The sequence below is a fragment of the Methanofastidiosum sp. genome, from assembly GCA_020854815.1.
Classification (GTDB): domain Archaea; phylum Methanobacteriota_B; class Thermococci; order Methanofastidiosales; family Methanofastidiosaceae; genus Methanofastidiosum.
Window position 1 is genome coordinate 1 of the sequence record JAHKLW010000099.1, and the last position, 15,738, is coordinate 15,738.

Consider the following 15,738-nt stretch of genomic DNA (forward strand, 5'->3'; position numbering starts at 1 on the left):
GTTTGAGGGGTCGCTCACTTTTATCGCTGTGAGCGGGTTAGATTCAGGATCGGTATCATTACCAAGGACACCTGGAGCTGTTATTGTGAGTGGTGTGTCCTCATCTGTAGAGTAAGAATCATTATTTGCTGTTGGCGCATCATTACATTTATTAACTTCTACAGTTACCTTGGCCTTGTTAGAAGTATATGCGTCGTTTGTTATTGTGTAGTTGAAATCATAAGTGCCAGAGAAGGCTGGTGCGTTATATCTAATATATGCACTTGTAGTTCCATTATTAAATATTTGAGTAGATCCAAAAAGTGGAGGATCTTCTACTGCAAGTACAGGTGCAGTTCCATAATTGCTATCATTTAAAAGGACATTTATATTAACAGATGAACTGTTGCACACAGATTCTGTATCGGGATTTGCTCTTGGGAGGCCACTACAATCAACGCCTATACAGATTTTAAAATATCCTCTAGTATAACCTTGATTGTCCGTAGACTGAAAAATGATCCAATCTGGCCCTTCTTCACACACAGCTCGGTTAGTAGGGCTATATCGAATCTGTTGACCGGCGTCCTGTAAAGTTGCCGTTCCATAAAAAGGTCCAATAAAGATAGTAATTCCGCCAGAAGATGCATTGGGAAAACAATGCTTGAAAGCTTTATTTAGATTAAGATTTCCTTCAGCACCAAAAGGAATATCTTTATAACAATCAGTATAGTCACAATACCCTATAACCACATTGTTTGAAGTGCTTGGTAATGATTCGATATTTGAAGTTCCGTATGTACCAGATGCCTTACCTGTGAAGGTTACTTCTCTATATTTGTCTGTACCTATTGGTCCAGCAGTATATGTCCATATGAATGTTGCACTTTGCCCTGCTATTAAGTTTACAGGTGTGAAGGGGGGCCCTGTTACTGGGCCTGTCGCAGTGCCCGTGCCACCAATAGTTAAAGTCGAAAGTTGAACATTATTTATAGTTACATCTCCAGTATTAGTAACTGTCATTACAACGGTTATTGTCTCGTAAGGTTGAACGATTATTGGCGTTGCAGCTATTGAAGATGAAAGGCTTGGAGCTGCAAATACAAAAGTAGAAAACAAGGTTGAAATTAATCCTAAAACAAATATTGCCCCAATTAGTCTACTATAACTTTTTATCATTAATACTCCTCTCAAATAGTCTTACCGTAATTGTAATAATAATTTGGCCCTCCTAAAACAGCTCCAATCAGGTTAAAGATTAAAAGAAAAGAAAAACCGATACAGATTAGCGTAATGCTCATTTTTTTCAATTAAGACCATCTCCCACTCATTAATATCGTTACCACCTAATAAAACATGGAAAATTAAAATATAGAAATGATAAAAAATAAAGATTTAAATGGTTTGCGGTTTTCTCAAATTTTTTTGTAAAAAAATTAATTTTTTTTGTTATTTTCTCAGATTTGCTTATTTTTATTATGCATAAAAATATAATCTTTAAAATAAATTATAATTAGTGCTATAGTATTTTATATATAAGATATAAAAATATAAAAGAATATAACTAATTTCTGCTATTTCCGATACCATAATCGCTAAGTGTCTAAAGATAAAAAAATCTAATTTAATCAAATATTTGCCATAATCTTCTTAAACAAGAAAATAGTCCCTTTTTTATCCATTGGCTTATTGTCATTTCCGCACTTTGGTGAATATATACATGCAGGACACCCTTCCTCACAATTGCATTCTTCTACCAGTTCTAAAGAAGTTTTAACTATTTCATCAAATAATTCGTAGGCTTTCTCAGACAGCCCTATTCCACCTTCAAATCCATCATATATGAATACGGTTGGCTTTCCAGTAGAAGGGTAAAAGTTTGTTGATAGGCCACCAATATCCCAACGGTCGCACATGACGTGAAAAGGCATGATCCCGATCATGGCGTGTTCAATTCCATGGAGTGATCCGCCGAAAACTTCCCTTCTTATGTCAACGTTCTTCCTTTTGATGAGCATTTGAAGAATATCCTTATCTTTAGATCTTTCCCCCCACAGCTCATCCTCTATTGAAGAAGGAAACGTAAAAAAGAACCCAACGGTGCTAAATTCAAGAGGTGGTAAATAAATATTCTTATAACCAATTGCACTGTCTCCCCTCATAATCTTGTAAGCATTGTAATTTTCTGTTACCTTAAGATGGCCCAAGAATAGTTCTAAATCGCCAATTGATTTTTTATCAATAATGTCTATAATAGAAACAAAGCTTTCTTTTAGGACTTGGGTATAAAAATCAACATCAGTTTTATTAGCCCTGATTATCCCATTTTTTAGATCCATTGTATCCACAATGTATGTCTCACCTTGATGCAGTAAAACTGCACCTTCGTGCGCTTCCCTGTATGCTTGAGCCCTATCCATAGTTTCAAGCGTTTTATTTTGATACATGACTTTGAACATATCGCTAGAGATGCTGTCAAGACTTACTACCATCGAGGCGCTCTTTGTCCCAGAATATATCCAGCCGCTAGGCGTTTCCTTGATAAGTGATTCATTCTTTAGCTCCTCCAGAATATCAGGTAAAAATTCTCCCAAATATTTCCTATCCCTATCCAAAACTATCGGTAGCTCAGAAGATGCGCACATCGTGTGGCCAAAAAGAATGTATGGGTTAGATAGATCAACTATGGCATGCTCATGCGATTTCCCAAAAAATACTTGAGGATGCCTCATGAAATACTGGTCCAGCTGATTTTGAAATGCGACAAGTGTTGCAACTGAATCGTTTGTACCTCTACCGGCTCTGCCAGCCTGCTGCCAAGTCGATATGACAGTGCCTGGGTACCCAGAAATAATGACGCTGCCAAGACCCCCTATATCGATTCCAAGTTCAAGTGCATTTGTTGAAGTTACACCTTTTATAGCCCAATTTTTAAGGCCATTTTCAATTCTTCTTCTCTCTTCTGGTAGGTATCCTGCCCTATATGCCATAATCTTTTCTTTTAGAGATTCTTCTGAAGAGTCAAGTGATTCTTTTGACCACCTTGCAATTAATTCTGACATCTTGCGTGACACGGTAAAACATAAGGTCTGGAGACCTTCTCTTATGAAGAATAGAAACAGTCTTTTTGATTCCTGGTGAATTGATTGATAGTCTCCATCTTTATAGGGATTATAAAAAATAAAATATTTCTTACCCTTAGGTGAGCCATCTTCTGATATGAGTTCATATTTTAATCCAGTAAGCTTTTCTGCAAACTCAATTGGATTGGCCAACGTGGCAGTCGAAATAATAACTTGCGGTTTTGACCCATAATATTCACATATCCTCTCTAGCCTTCTTATCAGAAGGGAAACATTTGAGCCAAAAACGCCTCGATAAATATGTGCCTCGTCCAAAACTATGAACTTAAGATTAGAAAAGAAATGCTGCCACTTGTAATGCCAGGAAAGGATATGGTGTATCTCATAAGGATTTGATACTATAATCCTAGATTCACTTCTTATTTTAGGCCTTATTGCCGAGGGCGTGTCACCATCATAAACATTCGGATTTACCCTAATCTCAGTCTCTAACTCAAGAGCCCTTAAGACCTTTAGTTGGTCGTTTGATAATGCTTTTGCAGGATAAAGATATAGGGCAGTTGCTTGTCTATCTTTTGATAGAGCTTCGAATATGGGAATATTAAATGCAAGTGTCTTACCAGAGGCAGTTGGAGTTGTGATTATTATATTGTTTCCTTTTCTTATTTCTTCTAAACTATCGCACTGATGCTTGTAAAGCCTAATATTTTTTATCTCCAAATAGTCGCTAATGCTATTGGGCAGTTCTTCATTGAGTTCTCCGTAAATAGGCCCTTTTTCAGGTAATAACTCAACGTGAGCTATATTCCTATCAAAAGAAGGATCTCTTCTTAGTTTTAAGAGTATATTCTCAATCACTGACTCCATTCCTCATAAAGTTTTGAAAATATCATTGTAAGTGTAATAAGGTCTTGCCTATTATGCTCAATTATCGGAATTACTGGCCCTATATTCCCAGTTCTTAGATAAGTTTCATAAAACTCAGGTACAAGGGCACTCGGCACGTCATCATTCCTTTCAATTCCAAAAAGATATTTTTCTAGAGTTACAAGCCTGCAGTTTGGGTATTTGTTTCTCCATGCCCTTCTTGAAAAATGAAGCATATCAAAATGAGGTTTTTCGATATGGGTTTGCATCCCATAATAAGAAAGCCTTTCTCGAATATATGGAACATCGAAAGACTTACCATTATAGGATACTAATACTGTATTTGGCCCTATAAAAGAATAAAACTCATTTAGGGCCGCAGGCTCTTGAGTTAAATCCTTTAAGAAATATTGATTTATTGAAAGATTTTCTCCATTAAATTTAGCAACACCAATAAGTATTATTGGTCTATTGAATAATCCCAAAGTTTCAATATCAAAGAAGAGGAAATCTTCCTTCTCATGAAAACCTGAGCAGCAGTACATAAGCTCATCTGATTGGGACAACCAGTAGGAAATTCGATCCATTATATTTTTGGAATTCATTGATTCAATTAAACTCAAGCAATCTTTGGCTTCTTTTGAAAAATACGGGTGATAAACTAGGTCTTCTATTGTGTTATATCCCCTGCTTCTAAGATATTTTTTTTTCGTTTCCCCAATTCCATAGATTAATCTTAATTCTGATAAAATCTTTTCCTTTGCCTTTTCTCTTGGAAACTTCTTTAGATTGGATTCGATATTCTGATTAATAGTAAATACGGTTCCATATCCGCTATCATATTCATGGCCCTCGATAGCTTGAGATAGTTCTACATCCTGATATTTTTCCATCAAATTTTTCTTTAGATTCTGTGCATTGGCATAATCATTATAGTTAAGGCCAAATGGCATCCCGTATAAAAAGTCATTTTTTATGTCTTCGTTTTCTTCTAATAGCTCATACTCTTTAACTTTATCAATTTTCGATCTAAAACTTTTACCAATCCCTCTAAAAGGTGACCTGTCAGAAACTTTTCCACTTTTCTCTTGCTCATGTTTAAAATTAATGGACATATTCTCACAAGTTAGGGAATTGACTAGTAACTTTTAGTTACCGATTTCTATTTAAGAGTTGTTATTATAATGTAGAATTAAATAGAAGAGTATATTAGAAATAAAAATAAAAAATTAATATTTATTTAATTATTACATTTAGTATAATTTCATCTAGTGATCCCATTGCAGAGTAAGCTGTTGCTTTTACTGTGTATGTTCCAGGTTGTACATTTGGAGATGCTGTTAGAGTTAAAACGTAAGTGCCTAAGTTATGTGCAGTAATCTTTTGTAACTCTGGATTTAGAGTGTACGTTACTCCTTCAGGTAATCCTTCAAATCTTACTCCAACATCTGTTTGAGTTAGAGATCCCCTGTTTCTACTTGAACGAGTAAGGTCTGTGTTCCAGGAGTAAGTTCTAATGAAGATACAGCTTTTCCATCAGATATGATATTTGTGCCTGTGTCTAATACTGCACCTATAGAACCGTCTATAGGTATTGGCCCTCCTGGGATTGCAAGTCGCTCTAAACCTATTCCAGGGTATAATATAGTTTGAGGTAGTGGTGTTTTACAGAGTATTGTTACTGTAACTGTTGCAGTGTTTGATATGCAATCATTTTCTGTGATGTAGTAGTATGTGAATGTGTCTTCTCCACAGTAATTACCTAATGGGCAGTAGTAAATTCTTCCTCCAGATTCTTCAGCCGACCCATACTTAGGTTTAGTAACAATTATTTGTTTCGGGTGTTTGTCTTCGTCGTTATCAAGTACACTGAAATTAGCACATATGTTCTCATTTGTTTTATAAGAGTCGTCAACGGCTACTGGGGGAATTTCACATGGATTGGGTGGCGGACAATCGACATTGACTGTTATCTTTATGGTTTTAGTCCACTGAGATGAGAGCCAATAAGTCATTTTAACATAAAAAGTATTATCCCCGCAACAACATGTAGAGCCAGGAGTGTATTCAACAACGTGCAAATATAAATATTTATTTACATTTACCCATTTGATCTCTGCGTTGCCACAGCCAGGTGTGCATGTAATCTCGTCAAGGTAATATAAAAGAGGTAAACGAAGATCACCATCCCACAGGTAGTAAGTTTGGTCACAGTTAATTGAATCATTAATGGTACGATCTATTGTAGTTGGTGGACATCCGCCTCCATTTGCAAACAAAAAAGATGTGAATACCGTTGAAATTAATACTAATGCCAAAATTGTCGAAATAAACTTTTTTGTTGTCATATTTTCTCCTTTCTAATACATAATCTTATGTATAGTTGCTTATTTTAAAAATAAACTTATATAAAAAGTTTGCGGTTGTCGCAATGTTTATCGTCTAATGACGTCAAGAGTTTCTAAAATAAGAAAACTATTTATTTTAAAATTTATAATAAATATTGACCTAAATGAAAAAGAATAGCGAATATGAAAAATATGGCTTTGACTGGCGAGGTATTCACAAATATACCGGTACAATGTACGATCAAAGAGGGTTTGACAAAAACGGCATACATAATAAAACTAAACACAAGTATGATCTCGAGGGGTATAACAGGGAAGGATTTGATATCTCTGGATTTGACAGGGGCAGATTTGATTTAGTAGGGTTTGATAAAGAAGGATATAATAGAGAAGGCTACAATAGAAAAGGGTTCAATCGAGAAGGCATCCATAAAGACTCAAATACTAAGTTCAACCCTGATGGATACGATTGTTTTGGATACAATAAAGATGGATTTGACAAAAATGGGATGCATATAGAAACAAAAAAAATTTGATCCGGAGGGATATAACTCAGAAGGCTATGATCTGAGGGGATTTAATAGGAATGGGATACACCAGATTACATGGGATATCTTTGATATTTTAGGCATGGACAAAGATGGAAACAAGATAGCGCCCCCTATAGAAGATCTATCAAAAATTGTAGGATCTAGACCCCCAAAGAAAAAACATACAAAATTAATAACATTGAAACCTAAAAAAACAAAGAAAACACCTATAAGAAAAAGAGGTCAGGAGGTTATTGATAAATTTATTTGAATTAAAAAATGCTTTTAAAATTAATCCACAATAGATATAAAGCATTCTGTTACTTTTCCTATCAAAGCAATATTATATATTAATTAGATTTGTGTGCGAAATAAGATATTAGCGAGATTTGAGGAGAGATTTTTTGAGAGAGATTAGTGACGAAAAGCTTACAAAATACTTTGAAACAGCAAAAAAAGCCTTTGATGACATCATAATTAATCCCCCTAGAGGATCCCATATGGAAAAGGTAGCAAATGACTATTTGGATATGGCAAAAAGGTACTATGAGGATGCAAAGTATTTCAAAGAAAAAGGGGACTACGTTACAGCCTTTGCTTCATTAAATTACCTCCATGGTTACCTTGATGCCGGTGCAAGGCTTGGGGTATTCAAAGTATCAACAACTGAATATTTTGCTTTTGAAGAGGAGACGAGGTGATTAATTGGATTACAAAGTTACACTAGAAGTTCCAATTATTGTGAGAGATATTAAAGACGGTGAAGATGCAATTAAAGTTGCAATGTCAACTGTTAATAAAAAACTTAAAACAAGTAAACTTGAATATGTAAAGGTTGAAATCGGTATGTCACAGTGCCCAAAGTGCGGCAATTATTTTGAAAGCTCATTTTTTGTCGGCAATATTTCTCTTGTAGGGATTTACCTTACATTAGATGTCTTCAATGCAGAGAATACAATACATGCAGAGAATATTGCAAAGTCTGTTGTGGGAAAAGCCCTAAAAGACATTCCATTCAAAACATTTGAGATAAAGGAGCGAGTAGAAAAGGTCAGAAAGAAGCGTCGATGATACCGGGATCCCCTATATCATAATATGTAGATTCATCTTCTTTTTTATATGGATGTCTTATCAATGTGGCCTTTCTCTTGATCTCTTCATCCTTTTCCAGTTTTACTATCAATTTGGACCAGTATTTTAACACATCTCCTCCGACAGGAATCTTTTCTTTTCCACCTGTCACATCGTCATAAACTTGATTTGTTATAATTAAAGGTATATTAAAATCTCTGGCAATTCTTGATAGAATCAATAAATCATTTCCAAGCTGTCGTAAAAGCTCTGTTCTTTTTTTATGGTCATACCCTTCAAGTCTATATAGTGATACTAGGGAATCAACACAAACAAATCCAATTCGAGTGCTCATGATTCTCTCAAGTTTTACTAATGATTCCTCTTGAGCTGCAAAGTCTCTTGGCTGGAATACAATAATATCATCAAGATTCTTTACGCCCATTAATGATAATCTCTTCGGAGAAAATCCTCCTTCTGTATCGATAAATACTGATTTTTTGCCCCGTAGTAAAGAGTATTTACAGCACATCAAACATATTGTAGTTTTCCCAGTTGCATGTTCTCCATAAATCTGTGTTATTACTCCTTCTGGAACGCCATCTATTAACTGGTCTAAAGGATTTCCACCAAATTTTATTGTTATCACCTTGTTAATTGTACAATCTATCCTTGGTATATTTATAAAGTATGTTCTAAAGGATTGAATAAAATATTCTCAATGAACATAGAAAATCTTTTATAGGGAGAGTTCAGTTTTGATTTAAGGGCCCATGGTCTAGTCGGTCATGACGTCGCCTTGACATGGCGGAGGTCCTGAGTTCGAATCTCAGTGGGCCCACCATTTCTTTTTATGTGAATATATGAAAGATTCAAATTCTTATAATAAGGAAATAATAGAAGATGTCTTAGGGATATATTCTTCTATTAAAAAGAGGATAGAAGATCGTCTGAAAGAATTTTCTGAAATATGGGAAAATGAAACTGAGGAAAATCTATTTTCCGAACTTGCATTTTGTCTTTTGACTCCACAATCCAAGGCAAAGATGTGTTGGGATTCTATCTGTACCTTAAAAGAAAAAAATACTTTGATTTACGGAAGTGAAGAGGAAGTTCTCGATTGCCTTTATGGTGTCAGGTTCAAGTATAAGAAAGCTAAGTACATAATTGAAGTCAGAGAACTATTCAAAGTGGATGGAAACATCTCCTTAAGAAAAGAAGTTGAAAAGAATAATTCTCCTTTTGAAATAAGAGAATGGCTTGTAGAAAATGTCAAGGGAATGGGACACAAGGAAGCAAGTCATTTCTTGAGGAATATTGGTAAGGGCGGAGATTTGGCAATCCTTGATAGACATATCTTAAAGAATCTCAAATTGCTCGGAGTAATAGAAAAAATACCTGAGTCTATCCCTCCAAAAAAATATTTAGAACTAGAAAATGTTGTCAGAGAATTTTCAAAAGAAATCGGAATACCTCTTGACCACCTGGATATTGTTCTTTGGTATAAGGAAACAAGAGAGATATTCAAATAAAAAATAAAAAAATATGGATTTATTAAATCCATTGTTCAACTAAGTCTCTGTTGTTGTTCACCCACTCTCGGGCTATTTCTGCTGGATCTCTACCTTTGTCACTGTATTCCAGTATCCATTCGCTCTGTGTGTCTTCTGTTATCTGAAACTTCTCAAAGAATGCATAAGCTTCTGGAAAGTCTTCTTTGAATCCCTTTCTAACAATGGTATATACGACATCTCCGTCGCCATATATCTTTTGTGGATCATCAAGTTTTTTTATGTCAAATCTTGCAAACGCAGAATGTGGCTCCCATATTGTAAATACTATCCATTCGTTATTTAATGTCGCTGCATCTACTTCGGCAATCATTGCTGGAGTACTACTTGTTTTAAGCGTGTACCCAGTTAAGCCATAAGCATCTATTGCTCTGCCTGTATTGATCATTATACCTGCCCCAGGTTCGATTCCAACTATTCTTCCTTCAAACTCTGTTTCTTTTCCGTTTAAATCAGGTATTGATGTTACCCCGGCTTCGTAGACATATGTTGGAACAGCAAGTCCTAACCATGTTCCTGGAACATTTATGTGGACCAATTCAAGATTATTTTGATGGATATTCCAGTATTCATTGTGGGTTGCAGGTAGCCATCCGGCCAATAAAGCGTCGATATTGCCTTCTGCCATTTCAGCGTATACTATTCCTGCATCTAATTGATTTGTTTCAACTTTGTATCCCATTTCTTCTAATATTACTTTGGCCACTTGAGTCTTTACAGTTACTCCCGGCCAAGGTGGGAGTCCAAAGTTTATTGTTCCTTTGTCAGTCGTTACGTCCTCAGCTTGCCCTATACAACCTGTATTTAGCACAATTGAAAATACTAAAATTATTGTGCCTATACAAATTAAATTTTTTTTAGAATTTAACACTAATTACACCTCCAAATTTAGCGATTAATAATAAAAAAATCTTAATAGTATAAAAGGTTTATGGATTATGTTAAGGGCAAAACATTTTTAACTTAATTTAAAATACTAATAGTAATGTCTAGAAAAATTACATATAATGTTAAGAAAAATGTGTCAGTTAAAGAATTAAACTATACAATTCATATGTTAGAAGGACAAGTTAGACTCTTACAGAGATTGTATTTTATTAGATTTCTATACAAAGGTATGGGCGTTGAAGATGCTTCAGAACTTATTGGTATTACAAAAAATACAGGATATCATTGGCTTAAAAAGTGGAATGAGAAAGGACAAGAACAACTGATACCCAATTTCAAAGGAGGTAGACGCCCGAAACTTAATCAATTCAAGAGAGAAGAACTAAGGATAACATTAAAAGAATTAAATCTAAAAAAATCTAGAGATGTTCAAAAACTAATTCAAGAAAAGTACGACGTTAATTATTCTTTATGGCAAGTTAGGAGAATATTAAATTCATTTGAAAAAAATGAATAAAAAAGTTAATTTTTCTTTACCTCGTAGATTTTTCCAAGTTGTTTTGTTACTCTATCTAGTATAATTGCCAAGAATACAATAGAAAGTCCCGCTTCTATAGAATCTACTAAATTGTACCGTTGCAATCCCGATATAATGACTTCTCCGAGTCCACCAGCTCCGATGAATCCTGCTATTACAACCATAGAAAAAGCCAACATTATAGTCTGATTTACCCCCATCATAATTGAGGGTAGAGCAAGAGGTATCTCTATTTTAAGAAGTAGTTGACGAGGTGTTGCTCCAAATGATTTTCCAACTTCAATCATTTCCTTAGAAACATGCTCAAGGCCTAAACTTGTTAATCTTATCGCAGGAGGCATTGAAAATATAACTGTGGCAATTACTCCTGGAACTACGCCTATCCTAAAAAATAATACGGCAGGTATAAGATATGATAGGGATGGGAGAGTTTGCATTAAATCAAGTATTGGCTCTATTATAGCACCAAAAGTTTTTGATCTTGCTTTCAATATCCCCAAGGGAAATCCTATAAAGAGTGCAATAATCGTGGCCACTAAAACTAAAGATAAAGTTTCAATTGTGGCTTTCCATAAACCCATGCTAATAATCAGCACCAGACTAACTACAGCAAAGATTGCCACTTTGATCTTTGCCGTTTTCCAAGATATTAGAGCAAATATTGCAATTAGAACTACTGGAGGTATGAAGATAAGAGTTGAATAAAAAAATCCAACAATTGCAGATATCATAGCTCTTATTATATCAAATATGGCGGAGAAATTTACCCTCAAGAAAGTTATAATATCAACTATTGCCTCCCCTATGGGTATTTGAGGAATTTCAATTATGTGGATCACCCCTCAAAATCTCAATTGCAGCCTTCTCATTTGCATAGCCCAAAAGAATTCCGTCCTCATCAACAACAGGAACAGCAGTTTTTGAAGTAATTAACAATGGCAAAGCCTCTGCAAGAGTAATCACGTTTTCTACAGAATTACATTTTTTAATGCATGGCTCAATTGTGATATTTTCTTCAGATTTCAATTTCTCTAGTTCAGATAACAAAATAATTCCCAAAAGTTTTTGATCTTGATCTACAACAAAGGAATAAGTTACCCTATTCTTCTTTAATTTAGTTATAGCCTCAGACGGACTTATATCGGGAGTAAGTACAACTTTATTTAGTTTTGTTATATACTCAACTTTTATGATACGATGCCTATCAACATTATGTACAAAAGTTTTAACAAATTCTGTTGCAGGATTAATTAAAATATTCTCAACTGTGTCAATCTGTACAAGAACACCTTCTTCATTTAAAATTGCAACTCTATTACCTAGTTTTACTGCTTCATTTAAATCGTGAGTTATAAATATTATAGTTTTTTTCATCTTTCTTTGAATTCTTAATAATTCTTCTTGCATGTTATCCCTTATCAAAGGGTCTAATGCACTAAAGGGTTCATCCATTAGAAGTATATCTGGATCAATTGCTAAAGCTCTGGCGAGGCCAACTCGCTGTTTCATTCCCCCGCTAAGTTCATCTGGCATGCTATTTTCCCAACCTGCAAGTCCCACTGTTTTTAATATTTTTTTCCCTATATTCTCCATTTCTTCTTTGGGAGTACCTTTTATTTCAAGACCCAAAACAACATTGTCAAGAATAGTCCTATGAGGTAAGAGACCAAATCTTTGAAAAACCATTCCAAATTTTTTTCGCCTCAATTCGATTAATTCTTTTTGATTAAGATCTAAGATATTTATTTTTTCGGTTCCAATAAGTACTTCGCCCTTTGTGGGAAATATCAAACGATTAATGCATCGTATCAGTGTTGATTTGCCGCTTCCCGAAAGGCCCATTATGACAAATATTTCTCCTTTATTGATTTCAAGATTTATATCTCTTAGAGCAACAACTTGCCCAGTTTTCTCTTTTATTTCATTTCTAGTTAAACCTTTTTCAATCAGTGGAAATGCTTTTTCAGGGGCTTTTCCAAAGACCATGAAAAGATTGTTTATTTTTAAATCCAACATTTTATCGCCAAAAAATCAAAATATTTGTTATTAGATTAATTAAAATTTTTTATGAGCCTTTAAATAAGTTTCTATTTTTGACTTACAATAATTATTAATTCTAAATATTATTAATTTAATATTATCTATTTATATATTATATGAAAATAATATTATAAATTTAAATATCTTTTATATATGAAAAAATATTAATCACAACCTTAATTTATTTATATTGATATGTGACCAATGGAATGGTGGTTATATGGGATTTGTGCAAGAATTTATGGACTTTTTAAAAGAATACAAAGTAATTGGGCTTGCAGTGGCATTTATTATGGCGACGGCTTCAACAGCACTTGTTAAATCTTTTGTAGATGACATTGTTATGCCCATCATCTCACCCTTCATACCAGGTGGGGATTGGCAGACAGCCGTTATCAATATTGGCCCGGTCGCAATTAAATCAGGATCTTTCCTGTCGCAGATTATCAACTTCGTAATCTTGGCCTTGGTCGTATTTATAATTGCAAAAAAGGTCTTGAAAGAAGAAAAAGTTGTAAAGAAATAATCTTCTAATTTTTTAATTTATTAAAAAAATTATACTTATTTTAATATAAGTAAATTGAGATTCTTTTATTTTAAATTCGCAAAAGACTTTTATAGAACTAATTATTAAGATAAATAACTGATGAAATACATTAAAGGAAAAAATTATGGGCTTTACTAATCTAGAAATATATTCAACGGAAGATTTGATATTGACCTCGCTAAAAAGTGAGCTTGATAGCAAATTTGCATATCTTAAAATCAAAGATTCTGTCAAGAATGCGGTCTTAAGGGACAAAATGGATTTTCTGGCAAAGGAAGAAGATAAACATAAGGCCTTTTTTGAAATTCTTTACAAAAACAAATATCCAAATAAAGTTATGAAAATACCCGATAAAACACCAGTGCCATTGCCAGAGATAATAATAAAAGATGAAAAGATTCAGATTAGCGAAGTACTCCAGCAGGCTATGAATGCAGAGATGGCTGCTTACAACTTTTATCGTGGAGTTTCTAATAGATTCAAAGAAGAAAAAGAAATCTTCAATATGTTGATATACATTGCGGATATGGAAATGGGCCATTACAAGCTTTTAGAAATTGAAAAAGAGAATTCATTGAGATTTGAAAGCTACGAAGATTCCTGGCCTATGATGCATTTGGGCCCATAAGATACTAAAAATAATACATTTACTTTTGAGAAAAATAAAGGAGGAAATAAAAATGAACAAATATGTTTGCTCAGTTTGTGGCTATGTCTACAATCCTGCAGAAGGAGACCCCGACGGAGATATACCTCCGGGCACACCTTTTGAAAAACTTCCAGATGATTGGACATGCCCAGTTTGTGGAGCAAGTAAGGATCAGTTTGAAAAACAGGAGGATTAAGTAAATGATCCCAAGGGCGATTAAGGATGATATATACTGGGTAGGATTTATTGATTGGGATAGAAGACTCTTTGATTCATTAATCCCTACACCGCACGGCACTACCTATAATTCTTACCTGATAAAAGGTAGTGAAAAGACTGTCTTGATAGATACTGTAGATTTTGGTAAGGATGAATTTCTTTTGAATGCATTGGAAATGGCAGGGGTAAAAAAGATAGACTACATCGTGACAAATCATGCCGAGCAAGACCATTCAGGCTCTCTTCCGAAAATTCTAGCAAAGTATCCAGATGCAAAGATAATAACAAATGCCAAATGTAAAGGCCTATTAGAATCTTTTCTATTTATTCCTGAAGAAAAGTTCATCGTTGTGGAGGACAATGAAGAGATATCTTTAGGTAATAAAACTATTCAGTTCATGATTGCCCCTTGGGTGCATTGGCCTGACACAATGTTTTCTTATCTAAAGGAAGACAAAATTCTTTTTTCATGTGATTTCTTGGGTTCTCATCATGCAACTAGTGAGCTATTTGTTTCAGATGAGAAAGAAGTTTACCTTTCGGCAAAAAGATATTATGCTGAAATAATGATGCCCTTTAGAACTATGATAAAAAAACATCTTGAAAGGCTAGACAACTTGGATATCGATATAATTGCTCCAAGTCACGGCCCGTTATACAATAGACCTTCGTTTATAATTGAGGCATACAAAGACTGGTCTAGTGACTCAGTTAAGAATCAAGTTGTCATCCCTTATGTTTCAATGCACGGAAGCACAAAAGCCATGGTGGAATATCTTTCAGACGCTTTAAGCAAGGAAGGAATCGAAGTAAAATTATTCAATCTTGAAATTGCTGATGCTGGTGAGCTTTTAATGGCCCTAGTAGATACAGCAACTATCGTCGTTGGAGCATCTACAATGTTAGTTGGGCCACACCCACTTGCTTATTATGCAACATATCTAGTTAATGCGGTAAGGCCAAAAACAAGATTTGTTTCAGTAATTGGTTCTTATGGTTGGGGCGGGAATACAGTTGAAGTTCTAAAAGGATTGATTTCAAGTCTTAACGTTCAATTAATCGAGCCAGTTTATATCAAAGGCTATCCACAAGATATTGACTTTAAATTACTAGATAAGCTAGCAGAGGAGATAAATATAAAACATAAAGAGATAGGATTGAGAAGATAATAATTTAATAAATGATTAGAGGGATTTTATGCAAGAAAAAACTAAGAAAAATTTAATGGAAGCTTTTGCAGGAGAATCGCAAGCAAATAGGAAATATCTTGCTTTTGCAAGTAAAGCTGATCAGGAAGGATATCCGGGTGTTGCAAAACTATTTAGAGCTGCTGCTGCCGCAGAAACTGTCCATGCGCATGCCCATCTTAGAGCGCTAGGTGAGATTAAAACAACAAAAGATAATCTAA

General features: G+C 34.5%; 19 protein-coding genes and 1 tRNA gene. 12 read left to right on the forward strand and 8 right to left on the reverse strand.

Going from position 1 to position 15,738, the window contains the following annotated elements; genetic code table 11:
* The 4 genes from KO464_10955 to KO464_10970 form a co-directional block, all read right to left on the reverse strand.
* Nucleotides 1–1,158: hypothetical protein (locus KO464_10955; protein MCC7573876.1), on the reverse strand; the 1,158-nt coding region annotated here is incomplete at its 3' end.
* 449 nt (nt 1,159–1,607) lie between these two features.
* Nucleotides 1,608–3,929 carry a DEAD/DEAH box helicase gene (locus KO464_10960; GenBank protein ID MCC7573877.1) on the reverse strand — a complete coding sequence of 774 codons (2,322 nt, stop codon included), beginning with the start codon at nt 3,927–3,929 and terminating at the stop codon, nt 1,608–1,610.
* Entirely contained in the window at nt 3,917–5,044 is a 1,128-nt protein-coding gene (locus tag KO464_10965) for a ribonuclease H-like domain-containing protein (protein MCC7573878.1), read from the reverse strand. Before KO464_10965 ends, KO464_10960 begins: the two co-directional genes overlap by 13 nt.
* Nucleotides 5,045–5,386: 342 nt before the next feature.
* Nucleotides 5,387–6,277 (reverse strand): hypothetical protein, encoded by an 891-nt coding sequence (locus KO464_10970; GenBank protein ID MCC7573879.1) that lies wholly within the window; start codon nt 6,275–6,277, stop codon nt 5,387–5,389.
* A gap of 164 nt (nt 6,278–6,441) precedes the next feature.
* Between KO464_10970 and KO464_10975 the strand changes: the two genes are divergently transcribed.
* The 4 genes from KO464_10975 (at nt 6,442) to KO464_10990 (ending at nt 7,878) form a co-directional block, all read left to right on the forward strand.
* Nucleotides 6,442–6,813, forward strand: coding sequence for a hypothetical protein (locus tag KO464_10975; GenBank protein MCC7573880.1), 372 nt, complete (start codon nt 6,442–6,444; stop codon nt 6,811–6,813).
* A 94-nt stretch (nt 6,814–6,907) separates the two neighbouring features.
* Nucleotides 6,908–7,078: a hypothetical protein gene (locus KO464_10980; protein MCC7573881.1), complete on the forward strand. Its 171-nt coding sequence runs from the start codon at nt 6,908–6,910 to the stop codon at nt 7,076–7,078.
* 118 nt (nt 7,079–7,196) lie between these two features.
* Nucleotides 7,197–7,508 (forward strand): DUF357 domain-containing protein, encoded by a 312-nt coding sequence (locus tag KO464_10985; GenBank protein MCC7573882.1) that lies wholly within the window; start codon nt 7,197–7,199, stop codon nt 7,506–7,508.
* Nucleotides 7,509–7,512: 4 nt separating this feature from the next.
* A complete protein-coding gene (locus KO464_10990; protein ID MCC7573883.1) occupies nt 7,513–7,878 on the forward strand; it encodes a DUF555 domain-containing protein in 366 nt (121 codons plus the stop codon).
* Here KO464_10990 and radB read toward each other — a convergent pair.
* Nucleotides 7,859–8,527, reverse strand: coding sequence for a DNA repair and recombination protein RadB (gene radB, locus KO464_10995; protein ID MCC7573884.1), 669 nt, complete (start codon nt 8,525–8,527; stop codon nt 7,859–7,861). The two genes, KO464_10990 and radB, sit on opposite strands and share 20 nt — an antisense overlap.
* Nucleotides 8,528–8,645: 118 nt before the next feature.
* On the opposite strand from radB, the gene KO464_11000 reads away from it, so the two are divergent.
* A tRNA-Val gene (locus tag KO464_11000) sits at nt 8,646–8,722 on the forward strand.
* A 19-nt stretch (nt 8,723–8,741) separates the two neighbouring features.
* Nucleotides 8,742–9,410, forward strand: a complete 669-nt coding sequence (locus KO464_11005) for an N-glycosylase/DNA lyase (protein MCC7573885.1) — start codon at nt 8,742–8,744, stop codon at nt 9,408–9,410.
* Between the two features lie 22 nt (nt 9,411–9,432).
* On the opposite strand, the gene KO464_11010 is transcribed toward KO464_11005, so the two are convergent.
* On the reverse strand, nt 9,433–10,296 hold the full coding sequence (locus KO464_11010; GenBank protein ID MCC7573886.1) for a glycine betaine ABC transporter substrate-binding protein: 864 nt from the start codon (nt 10,294–10,296) through the stop codon (nt 9,433–9,435).
* A 138-nt stretch (nt 10,297–10,434) separates the two neighbouring features.
* Here KO464_11010 and KO464_11015 point away from each other — a divergent pair, with 138 nt between their 5' ends.
* On the forward strand, nt 10,435–10,854 hold the full coding sequence (locus KO464_11015; protein MCC7573887.1) for a helix-turn-helix domain-containing protein: 420 nt from the start codon (nt 10,435–10,437) through the stop codon (nt 10,852–10,854).
* A 5-nt stretch (nt 10,855–10,859) separates the two neighbouring features.
* Here KO464_11015 and KO464_11020 read toward each other — a convergent pair whose 3' ends face one another.
* On the reverse strand, nt 10,860–11,606 hold the full coding sequence (locus KO464_11020; protein MCC7573888.1) for an ABC transporter permease subunit: 747 nt from the start codon (nt 11,604–11,606) through the stop codon (nt 10,860–10,862).
* Nucleotides 11,607–11,697: 91 nt separating this feature from the next.
* On the reverse strand, nt 11,698–12,891 hold the full coding sequence (locus KO464_11025; protein ID MCC7573889.1) for a betaine/proline/choline family ABC transporter ATP-binding protein: 1,194 nt from the start codon (nt 12,889–12,891) through the stop codon (nt 11,698–11,700).
* 244 nt (nt 12,892–13,135) lie between these two features.
* On the opposite strand from KO464_11025, the gene KO464_11030 reads away from it, so the two are divergent.
* The 5 genes from KO464_11030 to KO464_11050 all read left to right on the forward strand — a co-directional run.
* Nucleotides 13,136–13,441 carry an MscL family protein gene (locus KO464_11030; GenBank protein ID MCC7573890.1) on the forward strand — a complete coding sequence of 102 codons (306 nt, stop codon included), beginning with the start codon at nt 13,136–13,138 and terminating at the stop codon, nt 13,439–13,441.
* Nucleotides 13,442–13,586: 145 nt separating this feature from the next.
* Nucleotides 13,587–14,090 carry a ferritin family protein gene (locus KO464_11035; GenBank protein MCC7573891.1) on the forward strand — a complete coding sequence of 168 codons (504 nt, stop codon included), beginning with the start codon at nt 13,587–13,589 and terminating at the stop codon, nt 14,088–14,090.
* A 52-nt stretch (nt 14,091–14,142) separates the two neighbouring features.
* The gene (locus KO464_11040) at nt 14,143–14,307 is read left to right on the forward strand and encodes a rubredoxin (GenBank protein ID MCC7573892.1); all 165 of its coding nucleotides are present in this window, start codon (nt 14,143–14,145) and stop codon (nt 14,305–14,307) included.
* 4 nt (nt 14,308–14,311) lie between these two features.
* Entirely contained in the window at nt 14,312–15,499 is a 1,188-nt protein-coding gene (locus KO464_11045; GenBank protein MCC7573893.1) for an FprA family A-type flavoprotein, read from the forward strand.
* 28 nt (nt 15,500–15,527) lie between these two features.
* The coding region (locus KO464_11050) for a rubrerythrin family protein (protein ID MCC7573894.1) at nt 15,528–15,738 on the forward strand (211 nt) is incomplete at its 3' end.

Coding starts and splice junctions, on each gene's coding strand:
- KO464_11025 (MCC7573889.1), bottom strand. CDS start 12,891: ATGTTGGATTTAAAAATAAACAATCTTTTCATGGTCTTTGGAAAAGCC.
- KO464_11005 (MCC7573885.1), top strand. CDS start 8,742: ATGAAAGATTCAAATTCTTATAATAAGGAAATAATAGAAGATGTCTTA.
- KO464_11015 (MCC7573887.1), top strand. CDS start 10,435: ATGTCTAGAAAAATTACATATAATGTTAAGAAAAATGTGTCAGTTAAA.
- KO464_10970 (MCC7573879.1), bottom strand. CDS start 6,277: ATGACAACAAAAAAGTTTATTTCGACAATTTTGGCATTAGTATTAATT.
- KO464_11035 (MCC7573891.1), top strand. CDS start 13,587: ATGGGCTTTACTAATCTAGAAATATATTCAACGGAAGATTTGATATTG.
- KO464_11020 (MCC7573888.1), bottom strand. CDS start 11,606: ATGATATCTGCAATTGTTGGATTTTTTTATTCAACTCTTATCTTCATA.
- KO464_11040 (MCC7573892.1), top strand. CDS start 14,143: ATGAACAAATATGTTTGCTCAGTTTGTGGCTATGTCTACAATCCTGCA.
- KO464_10980 (MCC7573881.1), top strand. CDS start 6,908: ATGGACAAAGATGGAAACAAGATAGCGCCCCCTATAGAAGATCTATCA.
- KO464_10975 (MCC7573880.1), top strand. CDS start 6,442: ATGAAAAAGAATAGCGAATATGAAAAATATGGCTTTGACTGGCGAGGT.
- KO464_11045 (MCC7573893.1), top strand. CDS start 14,312: ATGATCCCAAGGGCGATTAAGGATGATATATACTGGGTAGGATTTATT.
- KO464_10960 (MCC7573877.1), bottom strand. CDS start 3,929: ATGGAGTCAGTGATTGAGAATATACTCTTAAAACTAAGAAGAGATCCT.
- KO464_11030 (MCC7573890.1), top strand. CDS start 13,136: ATGGGATTTGTGCAAGAATTTATGGACTTTTTAAAAGAATACAAAGTA.
- KO464_10965 (MCC7573878.1), bottom strand. CDS start 5,044: ATGTCCATTAATTTTAAACATGAGCAAGAGAAAAGTGGAAAAGTTTCT.